Raw genomic sequence first — 16,639 nt, forward strand, 5'->3', positions numbered from 1 at the left:
CGCGCCGGTGCGCCGGTGCCGTTTCCGCGGAAAGTTGAGATGTCCCTAGATACCTTGATCCTCGCCGTCTCCGACGGCGTGGCCTATGCCTCCCTGGTGTTCCTGGTGGCGGTGGGCCTGACCTTCATCTTCGGCGTGCTGGGCGTGCTCAACATCGCCCACGGCAGCTTCTATGCGCTCGGCGCCTATATGGCCGTCAGCATCGGCCTGGCGCTGGTGAAGATGGGGTTCAGCCCCTGGCTGACCTTCCCGGCGCTGTTCGTGGCCGCCATCCTGGTCGGCGCCGTGCTGGGCGGGCTGATGGAAAAGCTGCTGCTCCAGCGCATCTACGACAAGGAGCACGTGCTCCAGATCCTGGTCACCTTCGCGGTCTTCATGATGCTGGAGAATATCCAGCGCCTGATCTGGGGCGTGCAGCCCTATTTCATGTCGGAGCCGCTGCAATTGCTCGGCAACGTCTCGCTGGTGGGCATCAATTACACCGCCTACCAGACCCTGTTCCTGCCGCTGCTCGCGCTGGCGGTGCTGCTCGGCCTGCGGTTCTTCCTGCGGCACACCAATGCCGGCGCGCAGATCATGGCCGTGACCGAGGACCGCGAAGCCGCCCGCGCGATCGGAATCGATGCGCAGAGGGTCTATTTCCTCACCTTCATCGTCGGCGCGACGCTTGCGGCGCTGGGCGGCGCGGTGGCCGCGCCCACCACCTCGCTGATCCCCGGCATGGGCGCGGAGATGATCGTGCTCTCCTTCGCCGTGGCCGCGACCGCCGGCCTCGGCCAGATCGAGGGCGCGGCGGTGGCGGCGCTGATGATCGGCCTCGGCCGCTCGCTCGCCGTCTACATCGCCCCCGAATTCGAGGTGCTGGTGCCCTACATCCTCATGGTGCTCGTGCTCATCGTGCGGCCGAGCGGCCTGTTCGGCGCCACCGCCGTTAGGAAGATCTGACCATGGCCGCCCGTCTTTCCCTGATCGCGCTCGCGATCCTGCTGGCCCTGGTGCCGCTGTTCGCGCTCTCTTCGCTGACCTTCCTCGCCATCGTCTATGCCAAGAGCCTCGCCGTGCTGGGCATCATCCTGCTGCTGCAGGCGGGGCAGGTGTCGTTCGGCCACGGCATGTTCTTCGCCACCGGCGCCTATACCGCCGCCTTCCTCGGCCGCGCCATGGGCGGGGGCGGCGATCTCGCCCTGCTGCTGGTGGCGAGCGTCGGCACCTCGCTGGTGCTCGGCCTGGTCGTGGGCCTGTTCGTGGTGCGCTACCGCTACATTTTCTTCGGCATGCTGAACCTCGCCTTCTCCATGGTGCTCTATTCGATCCTGGAGAAGTTCTTCCACCTGACCGGCGGATCGGACGGCCTGCGCATCCGCCGGCCGACCCTGTTCGGCTTCGCGTTCGATCGCGCGCAGTTCGACCTGCTGCTCTATTACGTGATGCTGGTTCTGGCGCTTGCCGGGGCCTATCTCGTCTGGCGCTACCTGAAGAGCCCGCTCGGCCAGGCGCTCAAGGCCATCAAGACCAACGAGACGCGGCTGGAATATATCGGCCTCTCGGCGCGTTCGGTGCTGCTGGTGGGCTATGTGATCTCGGCGGTGCTGTGCGGCATCGGTGGGGCTGGGCTCGGCCTGATCCAGGGCATCGCGACGCCCGAATACACCTATTGGACGCGGTCCTCCGAATTCGTGTTCATCGCGATCCTCGGCGGGGTCGGCCACGTCGCCGGGGCGCTTACCGGCACCTTCGTCTATGAGGCGATCCGCACCTATGCGGCGGCGTTCGTGGCGGACAGCTGGCAATTGATCCTCGGCTTCGTGCTGCTGGCCATCATCCTCAAGGCGCCCACGGGCATCGTCGGCGTGTTCGAGACCATCGCGCAACGCCGGGCGGCGGCGCGTGCGACCCACGCGAATGCCCTGGAGAGCGCGGAACTGGAGAGCATGAAATGAGCGGCGCCCCTCACAGCGCGGCGGCGGCGCCCCGCATCCTGCTGGAAGCACGCGGCATCGAGATCCGCTTCGGCGGCGTGGTCGCGGCCGACGGCATCGACCTCGATGTCTATGAGGGCGAGAACCTTGCCATCATCGGCCCGAACGGCGCCGGCAAGACCACCTTCCTCAACATCTGCACCGGCTATCTGCGGCCGCTGGCGGGCAGCGTGCGGTTCAACGCACGGGAGATCACCGCCCAGCCGCCGCGCACCATCACGCGCCTCGGCATCGCCCGTGCGTTCCAGATCCCGCAATTGTTCTCCGACCATACGGTGCTGGAAAACATGCTGCTCGCCGCCGCCGTGCGGCAGAAGCGCTGGAACCTGCTCAAGCCGCTCTCCGGCATCGCCGAGCGCGACGAGATGATCGCCCTGCTCGAGCTGGTGGACTGCGCCCAATACAAGGACAAGCGCGCAGGCGACCTGCCGGAAGGCCATCGCAAGCTGGTGGACATCGCCGTCGCGCTCGCCCTGAAGCCGCAGCTCCTGCTGATGGACGAGCCGACCTCCGGCGTCGCCTCGGCGGACAAGTTCGAGGTCATGGAAATCCTGGTGGCGGCGCTCGCCAAGGCCAAGGTTTCCTCGGTGTTCGTGGAGCACGACATGGACATGGTGCAGCGCTATGCCAATCGCGTGGCGGTGTGGAGCACCGGCAAGATCAAGCGCGCCGGACCGCCGAAGGAGGTCCTGGAAGACCCCGAGGTCATCCGCACGGTGATCGGAGTCTGAGCCATGCTGCTGCTTGAAAACATCTGCGTCTCCTTCGGCACCGTGCCGGTGCTGCGCGGCGTCTCGTTTAAGGTGGGGGAGGGCGAGGCGGTGGCCTTCGTCGGCCGCAACGGCGCCGGCAAGACCACCACGCTGCGCACCATCATGGGCTTCACCAAGAATACCGGCCGGCTTCAGTTCGACGGCGCCGATCTCAATACGGTGGCGGATTTCCGCCGCCCCGGCCTCGGCATCGGCTATGCGCCGGAGGACCGGCGCCTGTTCTCGCGCTTCACGGTGGAGGAAAACATCCTGCTGCCGGCGCAGGTGGCCAAGCTCTCGACCGCCGAGACCAAGCGCCGGCTGGACCGGGTCTACGACATCCTGCCGGAATTGCGGGAGATGGCCCGCCGCCCCGCCGGCTCGGTTTCCGGCGGGCAGGGCAAGATGGTGGCGCTCGCGCGCGCGCTCATGCTGGCGACCCGCCTGGTGCTGCTGGACGAGCCGTTCCAGGGCCTCGCCCCGGTTCTCGCCAATCGCTACGCGGAGGCGCTGCGGCGCCTGCGCGATGCCGAACCGAGCCTCGCGCTCGTGATCACCGAATCCAACCCCCACCTCCTGCGCAGCTTCGCCGAGCGGATCATCACCGTCGAGCGCGGCGAGATCGCCCAGGATGTGCGCAACGAAGGACTGCCCGCATGAACGCGCAAACCCCCGCCCCGGTCGCCGCCGCAAAAGGCGTCTTCATCAACAATGCCTGGCGCCCCGCAGCGTCCGGCCGCACCGTTCCGGTCTATGCCCCGGCCGACGGCAAGGTGTTCGCCGAGATCGCCGCCGGCACGGCGCCGGACGTGGACGCGGCGGTGAAGGCCGCGCGCGCGGCGGTGGAAGAGGGCGCCTGGGGCCGGCTTTCGGCCACCGAGCGCGGCCGCCTGCTGGTGAAGCTCGGCATCGCCATCGCCGATCACGCGGAGGAACTGGCGCTGCTGGAAGCGCGCGACACCGGCAAGCCCATGAAGCAGGCGCGGGCCGACATGGTGGCCGCCGCCCGCTATTTCGAATTCTACGGCGGCGCCGCCGACAAGCTGCACGGCGAGACGATTCCGTTCCTGAACGGCTATTTCGTCGCCACCGAGCGCGAGCGCTTCGGCGTGACGGGACACATCATTCCCTGGAACTATCCCGCCCAGATGTTCGGCCGCACCATCGGCCCGGCGCTGGCGGTGGGCAATGCCACGGTCATCAAGCCGGCCGAGGACGCCTGCCTGACCCCGCTGCGCATCGCCGAGCTTGCAGCCGGCGTGGGCTTCCCGGAAGGCGCCATCAATATCGTTCCCGGCCTCGGCGAGGAGGCGGGCGCGGCGCTCTCGGCCCATCGCGACATCGACTTCATCGCCTTCACCGGCAGCCCGGAAGTGGGCGTGCTGATCCAGACCGCCGCCGCGCGCAACCACATCGGCTGCACGCTGGAGCTGGGCGGCAAGTCGCCCCACGTGCTGTTCGGCGATACCGACCTCGACGTGGCGATCCCGGTGATCGTGAACACGGTGGTGCAGAATGCCGGCCAGACCTGCTCGGCCGGCTCGCGCCTGCTGGTGGAGCGCAGCGCCTATGAGGAGGTGGTCGCCCGCGTCGCCGAGCGCTTCTCCAAGCTGCGCGCCGGCACCCCGGAGATGGACCTCGACCTCGGCCCGGTGATCAACGCCAAGCAGAAAGAGCGCGTGGAAGGCTTCTTCGCCCGCGCCCAGGAAAAGGGCGTGCCAGTTCTGGCGCAGGGCGGCATCGCCGAGGGCGTTCCGGAGGGCGGCTTCTACGTGACGCCGCGCATCTACGGCCCGGTGCCGCGCGCCAACGAGTTGGCCACGCAGGAAGTGTTCGGCCCGGTGCTGTCCATGCTGCCGTTCGACGACGAGGCGGATGCGGTGGCGCTCGCCAACGGCACCGATTTCGGCCTCATGGCCGGCGTGTGGTCGCGCGACGGCTCGCGCGCCATGCGGGTCGCCCGCAAGGTCAAGGCGGGGCAGGTCTATGTGAATGCCTATGGCGCCGGCGGCGGCATCGAGCTGCCGTTCGGCGGCATGAAGAAATCCGGCCACGGCCGCGAGAAGGGGTTCGAGGCCCTGTACGAGTTCTCGACCCTCAAGACCATGATCATCAAGCACGATTGAGGAAACGGCACATGCGGCTGCAAGGTAAATCCGCCCTCGTCACGGGGGCGGCCTCCGGCTTCGGCGCGGAGATCGCCCGCCTGTTCGCCCGCGAGGGCGCGAAGGTCACCATCCTGGACCTGAACGGGGACGGCGCGGCGAAGGTCGCCCAGGAGATCGGCGCCGCCGCCACTGCGGTGCAGGGCGACGTCACGAAGAAGGCTGATATCGAGGCCGGCGTGAAAGCCGCCATCGCCCACGGCGGCAAGCTCGACATCGTCATCAACAATGCCGGCTGGACCCATCGCAACAAGCCCCTGCTCGAAGTGAGTGAGGAGGAGTTCGACCGCGTCTATGCGATCAATGTGAAGTCGATCTTCCACATGATCAATGCGGTGGTGCCGGGCATGGCGGCCGCCGGCGGCGGCGTGGTGGTGAACATCGGCTCCACCGCCGGCATCCGCCCGCGTCCCGGCCTCACCTGGTACAACGGCTCGAAGGGCGCGGTGAACCTGCTCACCCGCTCGCTGGCGGTGGAACTCGCCCCGCAGAAGGTGCGCGTGAACTGCGTGGCCCCGGTGATGGGCGCGACCGCGCTGCTGGAGAGCTTCATGGGCATGCCGGACACGCCGGAGAACCGCGCCCGCTTCATCTCCACCATTCCGCTCGGCCGGCTCTCCGAGCCGAAGGACATCGCCAACGCCTGCCTCTATCTGGCGTCGGACGAAGCCGAGTTCATCACCGGCGTGATCCTGGAAGTGGATGGCGGGCGCACCATCTGATCTAAATCGCGGGCGCGGCTTGCGCCGTGTCCGCGATCCCGCGGCCGGAAAGGTGATGCCATGAGAGCGAGCGTCGTCATCGCCGAGGAGGATGTGGTCGCGAGCGTCGCCGACGCTTTGCAATACATCTCCTATTTTCATCCCGCCGATTACATCGTCCATCTCGCGCAGGCCCATGCGCGCGAGGAATCCCCCGCGGCGAAGGACGCCATCGCGCAGATCCTGGTGAATTCGCGCATGGCCGCGCTCGGCCATCGCCCCATCTGCCAGGATACCGGGCTGGTGGTGGCGTTCGTGAAGGTGGGCATGGACGTGCGCTTCAATACCGAGCGTTCGCTGGCCGACCTCATCAACGAAGGCGTGCGCCGCGCCTATCTGGACGCGGACAATCCGCTGCGCGCCTCCATGGTGGAGGACCCGCTGTTCGCCCGCCGCAACACCCGCGACAACGCGCCCGCCGTGGTGCATGTGGAACTGGTGCCCGGCGGCACGGTGGAGATTTCGCTGGCGGCGAAGGGCGGCGGCTCGGAGAACAAGGCGCGCTTCGCCACACTCAATCCCTCCGCCTCGGTGGTGGACTGGGTGCTGAAGACGGTGCCGGAGCTGGGCGCCGGCTGGTGCCCGCCCGGCATGCTCGGCATCGGCATCGGCGGCAGCGCGGAAAAGGCCATGCTGCTGGCCAAGGAATCCCTGCTCGAACCCATCGACATGACGCAGCTCCTCGCGCGCGGACCGGCGAGCCGGGAAGAGGAGTTGCGCATCGAGCTGTACCAAAAGGTGAATGCGCTCGGCATCGGCGCCCAGGGGCTCGGCGGGCTGACCACCGTGGTGGATGTGAAGATCGCCACCTTCCCCACCCATGCGGCCTCCAAGCCCGTGGCGCTGATCCCCCAATGCGCCGCCAACCGCCATGCCACCATCGTGCTCGACGGCTCCGGCCCGGTGAAGCTCGACCCGCCGGACCTGTCCGCCTGGCCGCAGATCGTGCTGGACCAGACGAGCGCCGCCGCGCGGCGGGTGGATCTCGATACGCTCACCCGCGCGGAGGTCGCCTCCTGGCGCATCGGCGAGAAGCTTCTGCTGAACGGGCGCATGCTCACCGGGCGCGACGCCGCCCACGCGCGCCTGTCGCAGATGCTGCGCGCCGGCGAACCCTTGCCGGTGAGCCTGAAGGACCGGGTGATCTATTATGTCGGCCCGGTGGACGCGGTGCGCGAGGAGGCGGTCGGCCCGGCCGGCCCCACCACTTCCACCCGCATGGACGGCTTCACCGAGGAGATCCTCGCCGGCACCGGGCTCATCGCCATGATCGGCAAGGCCGAGCGCGGGCCGGTCGCGATCGAGGCCATCGCCCGACACAAGGCGGCCTATCTGATCGCCATCGGCGGGGCGGCTTATCTGGTGTCCAAGGCGATCAAGAGCGCGCGGGTGCTTGCGTTCGCCGACCTCGGCATGGAGGCGATCCACGAATTCGTGGTGGAGGACATGCCGGTGACGGTGGCGGTGGATAGCGCCGGGCAATCGGTGCATGCGCTGGGGCCGGCGCTGTGGCGGTCCCGGATCGCGGAACTGGCATAACTTTTACCCTCACGGGGCAATCACTTTTATCACTTTCCAAGATGGCCTCATCCCTTGCTAGGGAGGAGGACGGTTTGCTTTGGAGTTGGTTCATGCAGGGTCAGGACGAGGAAACATTCGCCGATATTCGCGATGCGGTGCGCAAGCTCTGCGCAGGCTTTCCCGGCGAATATTGGCGCCGTCTCGACCGCGAGGCGGCGTATCCGTCCGAGTTCGTGACTGCGCTGACCCAGTCGGGCTTCCTGTCCGCCCTGATACCGGAAGCCTATGGCGGGGCCGGCCTGCCCCTGTCCGCCGCAGCCGCCATCTTGGAGGAAGTGCAGCGGGCAGGGTGCAACGGTGGCGCCTGCCACGCCCAGATGTACATCATGGGCGCGCTGCTGCGGCACGGCAATGAAGCGCAGAAGCAGGCCTATCTGCCGAAGATCGCATCGGGTGAACTGCGCCTCCAGGCGTTCGGCGTCACCGAGCCGACCTCGGGCACGGATACCTCCTCCATCAAGACCTTCGCGGAGAAGCGCGGCGACCATTATGTGGTCAACGGGCAGAAGGTGTGGACCTCGCGGGCGGAATATTCCGATTTGATGCTGCTGCTCGCCCGCACCACGCCGAAGGATCAGGTGAAGAAACGCACCGACGGCCTCTCGGTGTTCATCCTTGACATGCGCGAAGCGCGCAACGCCGGCCTCACCATCCGTCCGATCCGGGCAATGATGAACCATTCCACCACCGAAGTGTTCTTCGACAATGTGCGCATTCCCGCCGAAAACCTCATCGGCGAGGAGGGCAAGGGCTTCCGCTACATCCTGTCGGGCATGAATGCCGAGCGCATCCTCATCGCCTCGGAATGCGTGGGCGATGCCAAATGGTTCATCGAGAAGGCCACCGCCTATGCCAAGGAGCGCGTGGTGTTCGGCCGGCCCATCGGCCAGAACCAGGGCATCCAGTTTCCCATCGCCAAGGCCTATGCCCAGATGCGCGCGGCGGAATTGATGGTGCACAAGGCGGCCGAGCGCTTCGAGGCCGGCCTTGACTGCGGCGAGCAGGCCAATATGGCCAAGATGCTGGCCGCGGATGCCTCCTGGGCGGCGGCGGAAGCCTGCGTGCAGACCCATGGCGGCTTCGGCTTCGCCGAGGAATACGATGTGGAGCGCAAGTTCCGCGAGACGCGCCTGTATCAGGTGGCGCCCATCTCCACCAATCTCATCCTGAGCTATATCGCCGAGCATGTGCTCGGCATGCCGCGCTCCTATTGAGGTCGAAATGAGCGAACCCCTGGACGTTGCCACCCTGCGCGGCTGGATCGGCCGCACCCACGAGGTGCGCGACCTCGTCACCGCCCGCGCGGTGCGCGAGATGCGCGCGACGCTGAACCGCGACCCCGGCGACCCGGTGCCCGGTGAGGAGGCGACGCTCACCGCCCATTGGTGCCTCTCGCCCATCACGGTGGAGATGGATCGCTTGGGGCCGGACGGGCATCCCGCGCGCGGCGGGTTCCTGCCGCCCGTGCCGCTGCCGCGCCGCATGTGGGCGGGCGGCCAGCTCGATTTTCACGATGCGCTGCGTGTGGGCGACGAGGCGCGGCGCCTCTCGCGCATCGAGGATGTGGTGGTGAAGGAGGGGCGCACGGGCACTTTGTGCTTCGTCACCGTCGCGCACAACATCTATACGCCGCGCGGCCTTGCCATCGCCGAGCGGCAGGACATCGTCTTTCGCGGCGTCGATGCGCCGGCGGGCGGGGCGGGCAAGAGCGAGCCGCCTCCGGTCGCCACCTGGCAGGAAGAGGTGGACACCTCCCCGGTGCTGCTGTTTCGCTATTCCGCCGTCACCTTCAACGGCCACCGCATCCATTACGACCGCACCTATTGCCAGCAGGAAGAAGGCTATCCCGGCCTGGTCGTGCACGGCCCGTTGCAGGCGACCTTGCTGGTGGAATTCGCCGCGCGCCTGCTGGGGCGGCCGCTGCAGCGCTTCGCGTTCCGCAGCGTGCGGCCGATCTTCGATGGCCCGCCCATGCGCCTCAATGCCGCCGCGCACGCCGAGGGGCTGGAGCTGTGGACCTCCGGCCCGGATGGCCGGCTCTGCATGAGCGCGCAGGCGGCATGAACCGGCGGCGGGAAACCCGCCGCGGTTATCGCGCGGTGCGCGCCGTGCTGACCGCGCGCGGCGCGCCCCGGGCCGGCGCGCCGGATCGGCTCACATGATTTCGACGCGGTTCTTGCCGTTGCGCTTGGCTTCATAAAGCGCCGCGTCCGCCTGGGCGATGAGGCGGTCGATCGGCTGCCCTTTTTCCGAGGGATTGTAGACGTGCACACCGGCGCTCACTGTGACGCGCTCGGGAAGGGCGGTGCTGGTGGCGATGGACTCGCGCACGCGCTCGGCCACCTTCTTGGCTTCGGCCTGGGGCGTTCGGGGCAGAAGCAGCAGGAATTCCTCGCCGCCGAAGCGGCAGACCGCATCGTCCGCCCGCGAGGCGGCGCGCATGCACTGGGCCACTTCCTTGAGGGCGACATCGCCGGCCAGATGGCCGTAGCGGTCGTTAAAGGGCTTGAAGTCGTCCACGTCGACCATGATGAAGGCGAGCGGCGTGCCCTGGGCGTTGGCGCGGGCCATTTCCTGGTCGAGCCGCTGGCGCAGCGCGCGGCGGTTCAGCGTGCCGGTCAGCGGGTCCAGCGAAGCGAGCTGAGTAAGTTTCTGATTGGCCTCTTCCAGTTGCTTGCGCTTGTGGTCGAGTTCCTGGATCAGGGCGCGTTCTTCGCTGACGTCGTGGATCTGCGAAATGAAGCAGCGGGGCGTGCCGTCCTCGTTGCGCACCAGGGCGACGTTCAGCTGGGCCCAGATGATGCTTCCATCCGGCCGCACATAGCGCTTGTCCATCTCGTATTCGGAGATGATGCCGGCCTTGATCTCGGCGAGGTGCTCCAGATCGAGGCTCAAGTCTTCCGGATACGTCAGAGACTGGAAGTCGCGCGCCTGAAGTTCTTCTTCCGAATATCCGAACAGGCGGCATGCGGCGGGGTTGGCGCGCAGGAACTTGCCGTCGAGATCCACCAGAGTGATGCCGATGGGCGCGTTCGCGAACGCGGTCTGGAAGAAATTGATGGCGGCGGTGCGCTCCTTGTCCGCTTCCCGGCGCTCGGCTTCCAGCCGGTCGCGTTCGATGGCGCGGCCCAGCGTTTCCGCCAGCAATTCCAACAGCGCCATGGATTCGGGGGCGAAGGGGTACTCACGCGGTTTGGGGTCCAGCAGGCTGAAGGAGCCGAAGATCGTGTCGCCGATGCGGATCGGCGCGCCCATGTAGGATTCCAGCCCGGTGTCCGCGTAGATCGGATGGGCGCGCAGAACAGGGTCCTGCGCCACATGGGGGCAGGAAATGGCGCGGCCGGTGCGGATCGCCTCCACCGAGAAGGTGGCGCTCTCGGGGATCGACTGCCCTTCGCTGATCGTCAGCGGCTGGGTGAACTGCATCCGCAAAGGCGTGAACATGCCGTCTTTCACCGCAGCGATGATCGCGACATCCATGCCGAAGATCGCGCGCGCCGATGTCAAGTAATGGTCATAAATTTCGGTGATCGTGCAATTGGAGAGGCTAAGAAGTTGCCTCAGGGCGCGTAAAGCCTCTGCCCGATCTCCACCCATGACCTCTCTAGACGGCGCCTCTTTCAATTTATCCTCCGGAGAAATGGCGCATTATACAAGATTCGCGATGAAATAATCGCTATAATACTTGCATTACTTAAGACGCAACCATTGATTGCGATCTCGCCCTTCGGTTTCTCTGTTAACATAAATTCAACGGAGCGGACAGACACGTTTCAATCCAGCATATGATGATTGCAGCCGTTATTGTCGGTTGTGGGGCTCGGTATAAGGCAAAGTGGATGTACACCCGCGGCGCGGTGGTATAGCAGTCATCCGCCGCATCGGGATTGCCATGACCGACATAGCCTCGCGCGTTTATAATCATACCTGGAAGATCGATCCGATCGTCCGCTCGGTGCTGGATACCGATTTCTATAAGCTGCTGATGGGGCAGACTATTTTTCGGCGCCATCCGGACGTGAAAGTCACCTTCGGCATCCACAACCGCACCAGCCGGGTGCGGCTCGCCGATATCATCGACATCGGCGCCTTGCGCGAGCAGCTGGATCATGTGCGCTCGCTCTCGCTCACGCGCGGGGAGTCCACCTGGCTGCGCGGCAATATGTTCTACGGCAAGCGGCAGATGTTCTCGCCCGATTATGTGGCGTGGCTGGAGGGTTTCCGCTTTCCCGCCTACCACCTGGAAAAGTGGGACGGGCAATATGAGCTGGTGTTCGAGGGGCCGTGGGTCGAGACCACCATGTGGGAGATTCCGGCGCTCGCCATCATCAACGAGCTGCGCTCGCGCGCCGTATTGAAGGGGCTCGGCAAGTTCGAGCTGCAGATCCTCTATGCCCGCGCCATGACGCGGGTGTGGGAGAAGATCGAGGCCATCAAGGCGCTCGGCCCCGTCAATGTCGCGGATTTCGGCACCCGCCGGCGGCACGGCTATCTGTGGCAGGATTGGTGCGTGCAGGCGCTCATGGAGGGGCTGGGCGAGACCTTCCTCGGCACCTCCAATTGCCTGATCGCCATGCGACGCGAGGTGGAGGCGACCGGCACCAACGCGCACGAACTGCCGATGGTCTATTCCGCCCTCGCCCGGAGCGACGCCGAGCTGCTGCGCGCGCCCTATCAGGTGCTGGCGGACTGGCAGGAGGATTACGAAGGCAATCTGCGCATAATGCTGCCGGATACCTACGGCACCACGGGATTCCTGGCCCACGCGCCGGACTGGCTCACAGCCTGGACCGGCATTCGCATCGACAGCAAGGACCCCATCGAGGGCGGCGAGGAGGTGATCGCCTGGTGGAAGGCGCGCGGCCAGGACCCGCGCGAGAAGCTGGCGATTTTCTCGGATGGCCTGGATGTGGACGAGGTGGCGCGCATCCATGCCCGCTTCACGGGCCGCATGCGCCTCGGCTTTGGCTGGGGCACGCTGCTGACCAACGATTTCCGCGGCCTCGCCCCCCATGGCGCGCTGGATCCCATCTCCATCGTCTGCAAGGTCATCTCTGCCAACGGGCATGCAGCGGTCAAGCTTTCGGATAATCCCACCAAGGCCATGGGGCCACCCGCCGAGATCGAGCGATATCGCCGTTTGTTCGGGGTCGAACACCAGATCGCGCGGCCCGCGACTGTGTGAGGTGCGTCGAAGATTTCGGCAGCGCTCGCGTTTGCCTTGCAGAGGGCATGCAAGAACTTGAGGCAATTGCATTTCATTTAGGCAAAGCCACTGCTGTTTCTCGGAACCTCTTCGCCGCAGCGCGGTTTTTCTGAGAGGGGAAGAAAATTCCAATGCAGGAGGAATGCATGCCTCAGAACTGGCGCGCCGAAGACGATCGGCACCGCAATGACGATCGCTACGGCTCCGATTGGCGCAACGAGGACAGCTTCCGCAGCGGACCGCGCGGCGGCAATGACCGCGAGGCCTATGCGCGCGGTCGAGACCAGGGTTATCGCGACGATTACGGCCGCGGCGGCGAGCGTTATTTCTCGTCGGAATCCAGCTATGGCAATCGCCCCGGCTGGCGCGATCCGTCCGGCGCCCGCGAGCAGGGCGGCCGCTATCAGGATTACGGCTCCGGCCCGAACCGTGACTATGGGCGCGGCCCCTATGAGGATTACGGGTCCGGCCGCGGGCAGGGCGCCCGCGAGGAGCATTATTTCGGCGGCGGCACCTATCCCCGCTCCGATTTCTCCTATGGCCATGCGCGCGACGAGGACGCCTCTCGCTTCTCCCGTGACCGGCAGATGCGCCGGCCCGACTGGGGCCGCGAGGAATGGGGCATGTCCGGCCCGCAGCAGACCGGGCGCGGCGCTTATGGCCGCGACAGCTCCTACGGCCGCGAGTCTTACGGCCGCGAGGGCTATTCCGGCCGCGATGCCGACCGCAACCAGGAACGCGGCCTCTGGGACCGGGCGACCGACGAGGTTTCCTCCTGGTTCGGCGATGAAGCCGCGGAGCGCCGCCGCCGCGAGGACGAATATCGCGGACGCGGCCCCAAGAACTATTCCCGCTCGGACGATCGGGTCCGCGAGGATGTGAGCGACCGTCTCACCGACGACTGGCAGGTGGATGCCTCCGATATCGAGGTGGCGGCCAGCGGCGGCGAGGTGACCCTCACCGGCACCGTTGCCGACCGGACCCAGCGCCGCCGCGCCGAGGATGTGGCGGAACAGGTGTCCGGCGTCCGCCACGTGCAGAATAACCTGCGTGTGCGGGACTTTGCCTCCGGCCTCGGCCAGGGGAACACCGCGCACACCGCGCACACCTCGGGCCTGACCGGCCAAGGCACCACTGGCACCACCGGCCAGAACACGGCGACCCAGGGCACGACCGCCCAGGGCGTCACGTCCCAGACCGGCCAGGCGAGCGTGCCGGGCACGGTGAAGCGCTGACCGATCGGGGCGGTTCGTCCGGCGTGCCTGAACGCCGGCGGAACGGCCGAATCTGACGAAGGAAGGGCGGCCCTTGGGTCGCCCTTCTTTTTCGGCATGCTCCTTGCTTGTCTCTCCTTGGAACGAGGGAGACCGGCATGTCCGAGAAAGTGATCAGCCTGCGTGGCGCCGCCCTGCCGTCGACGTCGACACCGTCGCCCAACCCGACCGTGGTCGCGGAACTGGAGCGCCTGCTGGAGGCGGCCCGCGCGGGCGAGCTGGTGGGGCTTGCGGGGACCTTCCTGCACAAGGATCACAACGTGACCTATGCCTATGCCGGCAGCGTGGGCGGCTATGGCATGATCGGCGGGCTCGCCTGCCTCAAGGCGCGGCTGGTAGCGCGCCAGGAATGGGAAGGCTGAGCCGCGCCTCGCGGGCTCAGGAGGCGGGCTGCCCGGCCCGCTTCAACCGCAACGGCCGCGCCGCGATGGCCAGCAGCGAGCGATAACGGCGCCGTGCGTCGCTGACCGTCCCGTTGTCGCCGATCGCGGCTTCCTGCAATTCGGCGAGCGCGAACGGGCTCGGCTCGGCCGGCAGGGCCACCACTTCGGGCACGGCATCCAGCAAATCGAGCAGGTCGCGGGCGGTGAGCGCCGAAAGCGCCTGGCTCATGAGGCGGCTTTGATAGGCTTGGCGCTCGGGGGTGAGGCGATCCCACGGCTCGAGCAAAGGATAACGGGCCCGCGCGGCCGCGTGCGCCTTCTTCGCCATCCGCTGCACAAGATCCGCCGAAACCATCGCACCCTCTTCGCGCCGCACGCGCGTGTCCGCACGTCCCGCTCACGATGCGGCAAGGGAGTTGCCGGACTCTTTCCAGCCGGGACATTGCGGGTTGCGGGGGCACGCGATCCTGTGGCTTGGTCAACGAAACGTTAGCGCCGGTGTGGCGCGGATCGGGGCCCGCTCTCATGCGTTCGCGTTATCTCGTTGTTTTCGCCTGGTGTTTTCTGCTGCTTCCGGTCGCGGGCGTCCATGCGCAGGGCGCGTCCTCCGAGGGAGCATCCAAGGCGCCGCGCCCGCTCGAAACCCTGCGGGCGGAGATCGACCGCGTGGATGGGGAATTGCTGGCCTTGCTCAATGCGCGGGCGGGGATTGTCGCGGAAGTGGGCGCGGGAAAGACCACGAGCGGCGGCCCGGTGTTCCGGCCGGGACGACAGGCCGCTCTCCTTCGCCACCTCCTATCGCGCGACGGCGGTCCGCAGACGCCGCAGACCCTGGTGCAGGTCTGGACCGCCATCATCGCCGGCTCGATCCTCCAGCAGAAGCCCGATTTCCGCGTGGCCGTAGCTGGAGACGAGACTCAGGCGGGCCTTGCCCAAGCCTTTTTCGGCGCCGCGATCCCGCAATCGCGCGTTGCCCAGCCCGCCGAGACGCTCGATGCGCTGGCGGCGGGAAAGGCCGATGCCGCCGTCCTGCCGCCGGAGGGGTCCTGGTGGCTCACCTTGCCGGAGGGAATGCGCATCGTCGCCGCCGCTCCGCTGTTGCGCGGCGCTGATGCGCCGCCTCAGGCGCTGATCGTCACCCGCTACGAGGGCGACCCCTCCGGCGCGGACCTCACTGTGGCGCACATGGCCGGCCCGCCGCCCGCCGGCGCCTTCGTCCTCGCACAGGCGGGCGAGGATCGCCTTATCGTCCTGCCAGCGGCCGCTGCGCTCCCTGCTGGCGCGTCCCGCCTTGGCTTGATGGCCGCGCCGCTCGCACCCTAGCCGTGAGGCCGGCCGGGATCGCCCGAACGCAGGGCGGCGGATTCATGTGCGGCGAACATTCGCCCGAAATTGGGGTTTCATCAGCCGGAATGCCGCGGAGAAGATGCACCGAACCCATGTTCGTCTTCACTAAGCCATTGTTTCACGTGAAACATTTTGTAAATCCGAGGGCCGCTGCGCCGCTGTGCCGCTTGGAAAAGCGGCCCCGGCCTCTCCGGGCGCGGGCCGCCTTGGCCCGTGACGCGGCCGGGTCCGCGCGCTATAGGATGCCGCAAAACGCGACGGGAGACAGAAGCCATGGCCGTGACGCTCGCTGATCTGAAGGTGAAGCTCTTCACCGACGGCGCCGACAAGGCGCAGATCGTCGAGATGGCGAAGCAGGCCCATATCGCCGGTTTCACCACCAACCCCTCGCTGCTGCGCAAGGCCGGCGTTTCCGATTACGAGGCCTATGCCCGCGACCTCGTCGCGGCGGTGCCCGACCGGCATATTTCCTTTGAAGTGTTCTCCGACGAGATCGACGAAATCCGCGCCCAGGCCCGCGTCATCGCCACCTGGGGCGAGAATGTGCATGTGAAGCTTCCGGTTTCCACCACGCGCGGCGAGACGCTGTACGATCTGGTGCGCGATCTGGTGCAGGATGGCGTGAAGGTGAACCTCACCGCCATTTTCTCCGTGCCGCAGGTGGAATTGGGCGTCGCCGCGCTGGCAGGCGGTGCGCCCTCCATCATCTCCGTATTCGCCGGCCGCCTCGCCGATCTCGGCATCGACTATGTGCCCGCCATTTCCAAGGCGGTGGCGCTTTCCCGCGCGACGCCGAACGTGGAAGTCATCTGGGCCTCCACCCGCGAGGTGTGGAACGTGATCGAGGCCGACCGCCTCGGCTGCCACATCATCACCGCGCCCGCCGACGTGCTGAAGAAACTGCCCGCGCTCGGCAGCAGGACCGCTGAGGAATTGTCTCTCGACGCCGTCAAGGCCTTCCGGGCGGACGCTCTGGCGACCGGGCTGACGCTGGATCTGTCCGGCCGCCGCGCCGCCGAATAGGCCCGCAGCCCGGTATTCTCCTGCCGCATGGGGGCAGGCGCATTGCGCCTTCCCCGCCCGGTGTTACACTTCGTGCCGAAGCGACATTTTGACCGCAGGCGCGCGAAGCTGGAAAACGGCGCGGGCGCAGGGCGGCGAGGGGTTTGAGATGAGGGACGAGACGCACGG

At 67.0% G+C, this 16,639-nt stretch carries 16 protein-coding genes; 14 read left to right on the forward strand and 2 right to left on the reverse strand.

From position 1 onward, the window contains the following. The first annotated feature begins 39 nt into the window (after positions 1 to 39). From V5F68_RS03265 to V5F68_RS03305, 9 genes are all read left to right on the forward strand, one after another. On the forward strand, positions 40 to 945 hold the full coding sequence (locus tag V5F68_RS03265) for a branched-chain amino acid ABC transporter permease (RefSeq protein WP_394014483.1): 906 nt from the start codon (positions 40 to 42) through the stop codon (positions 943 to 945). Positions 946 to 947: 2 nt separating this feature from the next. Then, complete coding sequence (locus tag V5F68_RS03270) at positions 948 to 1,940, forward strand: branched-chain amino acid ABC transporter permease (protein WP_394014482.1); 993 nt, start codon at positions 948 to 950, stop codon at positions 1,938 to 1,940. After that, a complete protein-coding gene (locus tag V5F68_RS03275; RefSeq protein ID WP_394014481.1) occupies positions 1,937 to 2,710 on the forward strand; it encodes an ABC transporter ATP-binding protein in 774 nt (257 codons plus the stop codon). The genes V5F68_RS03270 and V5F68_RS03275 overlap by 4 nt, the downstream gene beginning before the upstream one ends. Before the next feature lie 3 nt (positions 2,711 to 2,713). After that, on the forward strand, positions 2,714 to 3,391 hold the full coding sequence (locus V5F68_RS03280) for an ABC transporter ATP-binding protein (RefSeq protein ID WP_394014480.1): 678 nt from the start codon (positions 2,714 to 2,716) through the stop codon (positions 3,389 to 3,391). Beyond that, a complete protein-coding gene (locus V5F68_RS03285) occupies positions 3,388 to 4,857 on the forward strand; it encodes an aldehyde dehydrogenase family protein (protein ID WP_394014479.1) in 1,470 nt (489 codons plus the stop codon). The genes V5F68_RS03280 and V5F68_RS03285 overlap by 4 nt, the downstream gene beginning before the upstream one ends. An 11-nt stretch (positions 4,858 to 4,868) precedes the next feature. After that, positions 4,869 to 5,618: an SDR family oxidoreductase gene (locus tag V5F68_RS03290; RefSeq protein ID WP_394014478.1), complete on the forward strand. Its 750-nt coding sequence runs from the start codon at positions 4,869 to 4,871 to the stop codon at positions 5,616 to 5,618. Positions 5,619 to 5,678: 60 nt separating this feature from the next. Next, positions 5,679 to 7,196 carry a fumarate hydratase gene (locus tag V5F68_RS03295; RefSeq protein ID WP_394014477.1) on the forward strand — a complete coding sequence of 506 codons (1,518 nt, stop codon included), beginning with the start codon at positions 5,679 to 5,681 and terminating at the stop codon, positions 7,194 to 7,196. 92 nt (positions 7,197 to 7,288) lie between these two features. After that, positions 7,289 to 8,452, forward strand: a complete 1,164-nt coding sequence (locus tag V5F68_RS03300) for an acyl-CoA dehydrogenase family protein (RefSeq protein WP_394014476.1) — start codon at positions 7,289 to 7,291, stop codon at positions 8,450 to 8,452. Positions 8,453 to 8,459: 7 nt separating this feature from the next. Continuing rightward, positions 8,460 to 9,302: an HTD2 family dehydratase gene (locus V5F68_RS03305; RefSeq protein ID WP_394014475.1), complete on the forward strand. Its 843-nt coding sequence runs from the start codon at positions 8,460 to 8,462 to the stop codon at positions 9,300 to 9,302. A gap of 90 nt (positions 9,303 to 9,392) precedes the next feature. Here the strand turns inward: V5F68_RS03305 and V5F68_RS03310 are convergent, their stop codons facing one another. Then, a complete protein-coding gene (locus V5F68_RS03310) occupies positions 9,393 to 10,745 on the reverse strand; it encodes a diguanylate cyclase (RefSeq protein WP_509274658.1) in 1,353 nt (450 codons plus the stop codon). Between the two features lie 385 nt (positions 10,746 to 11,130). Between V5F68_RS03310 and pncB the strand changes: the two genes are divergently transcribed. The 3 genes from pncB (at position 11,131) to V5F68_RS03325 (ending at position 14,080) form a co-directional block, all read left to right on the forward strand. Further along, positions 11,131 to 12,423 carry a nicotinate phosphoribosyltransferase gene (pncB, locus tag V5F68_RS03315; RefSeq protein ID WP_394014473.1) on the forward strand — a complete coding sequence of 431 codons (1,293 nt, stop codon included), beginning with the start codon at positions 11,131 to 11,133 and terminating at the stop codon, positions 12,421 to 12,423. Between the two features lie 167 nt (positions 12,424 to 12,590). Beyond that, positions 12,591 to 13,679: a BON domain-containing protein gene (locus V5F68_RS03320; RefSeq protein WP_394014472.1), complete on the forward strand. Its 1,089-nt coding sequence runs from the start codon at positions 12,591 to 12,593 to the stop codon at positions 13,677 to 13,679. A 137-nt stretch (positions 13,680 to 13,816) separates the two neighbouring features. After that, entirely contained in the window at positions 13,817 to 14,080 is a 264-nt protein-coding gene (locus V5F68_RS03325) for a hypothetical protein (RefSeq protein WP_394014471.1), read from the forward strand. A 16-nt stretch (positions 14,081 to 14,096) separates the two neighbouring features. Here the strand turns inward: V5F68_RS03325 and V5F68_RS03330 are convergent, their stop codons facing one another. Then, positions 14,097 to 14,456, reverse strand: a complete 360-nt coding sequence (locus tag V5F68_RS03330; RefSeq protein ID WP_348847049.1) for a hypothetical protein — start codon at positions 14,454 to 14,456, stop codon at positions 14,097 to 14,099. A gap of 170 nt (positions 14,457 to 14,626) precedes the next feature. Between V5F68_RS03330 and V5F68_RS03335 the strand changes: the two genes are divergently transcribed. Further along, positions 14,627 to 15,424 carry a chorismate mutase gene (locus tag V5F68_RS03335; RefSeq protein WP_394014470.1) on the forward strand — a complete coding sequence of 266 codons (798 nt, stop codon included), beginning with the start codon at positions 14,627 to 14,629 and terminating at the stop codon, positions 15,422 to 15,424. A 297-nt stretch (positions 15,425 to 15,721) separates the two neighbouring features. Then, a complete protein-coding gene (locus V5F68_RS03340; protein ID WP_394014469.1) occupies positions 15,722 to 16,471 on the forward strand; it encodes a transaldolase family protein in 750 nt (249 codons plus the stop codon). Positions 16,472 to 16,639: the final 168 nt, after the last annotated feature.

The sequence above is a fragment of the Roseixanthobacter pseudopolyaromaticivorans genome (assembly GCF_043195145.2).
GTDB lineage: Bacteria > Pseudomonadota > Alphaproteobacteria > Rhizobiales > Xanthobacteraceae > NCEH01.

Coding starts and splice junctions, on each gene's coding strand:
- V5F68_RS03275 (WP_394014481.1), top strand. CDS start 1,937: ATGAGCGGCGCCCCTCACAGCGCGGCGGCGGCGCCCCGCATCCTGCTG.
- V5F68_RS03320 (WP_394014472.1), top strand. CDS start 12,591: ATGCCTCAGAACTGGCGCGCCGAAGACGATCGGCACCGCAATGACGAT.
- V5F68_RS03270 (WP_394014482.1), top strand. CDS start 948: ATGGCCGCCCGTCTTTCCCTGATCGCGCTCGCGATCCTGCTGGCCCTG.
- V5F68_RS03285 (WP_394014479.1), top strand. CDS start 3,388: ATGAACGCGCAAACCCCCGCCCCGGTCGCCGCCGCAAAAGGCGTCTTC.
- V5F68_RS03325 (WP_394014471.1), top strand. CDS start 13,817: ATGTCCGAGAAAGTGATCAGCCTGCGTGGCGCCGCCCTGCCGTCGACG.
- V5F68_RS03300 (WP_394014476.1), top strand. CDS start 7,289: ATGCAGGGTCAGGACGAGGAAACATTCGCCGATATTCGCGATGCGGTG.
- V5F68_RS03265 (WP_394014483.1), top strand. CDS start 40: ATGTCCCTAGATACCTTGATCCTCGCCGTCTCCGACGGCGTGGCCTAT.
- V5F68_RS03305 (WP_394014475.1), top strand. CDS start 8,460: ATGAGCGAACCCCTGGACGTTGCCACCCTGCGCGGCTGGATCGGCCGC.
- V5F68_RS03340 (WP_394014469.1), top strand. CDS start 15,722: ATGGCCGTGACGCTCGCTGATCTGAAGGTGAAGCTCTTCACCGACGGC.
- V5F68_RS03280 (WP_394014480.1), top strand. CDS start 2,714: ATGCTGCTGCTTGAAAACATCTGCGTCTCCTTCGGCACCGTGCCGGTG.
- V5F68_RS03330 (WP_348847049.1), bottom strand. CDS start 14,456: ATGGTTTCGGCGGATCTTGTGCAGCGGATGGCGAAGAAGGCGCACGCG.
- pncB (WP_394014473.1), top strand. CDS start 11,131: ATGACCGACATAGCCTCGCGCGTTTATAATCATACCTGGAAGATCGAT.
- V5F68_RS03335 (WP_394014470.1), top strand. CDS start 14,627: ATGCGTTCGCGTTATCTCGTTGTTTTCGCCTGGTGTTTTCTGCTGCTT.
- V5F68_RS03290 (WP_394014478.1), top strand. CDS start 4,869: ATGCGGCTGCAAGGTAAATCCGCCCTCGTCACGGGGGCGGCCTCCGGC.
- V5F68_RS03295 (WP_394014477.1), top strand. CDS start 5,679: ATGAGAGCGAGCGTCGTCATCGCCGAGGAGGATGTGGTCGCGAGCGTC.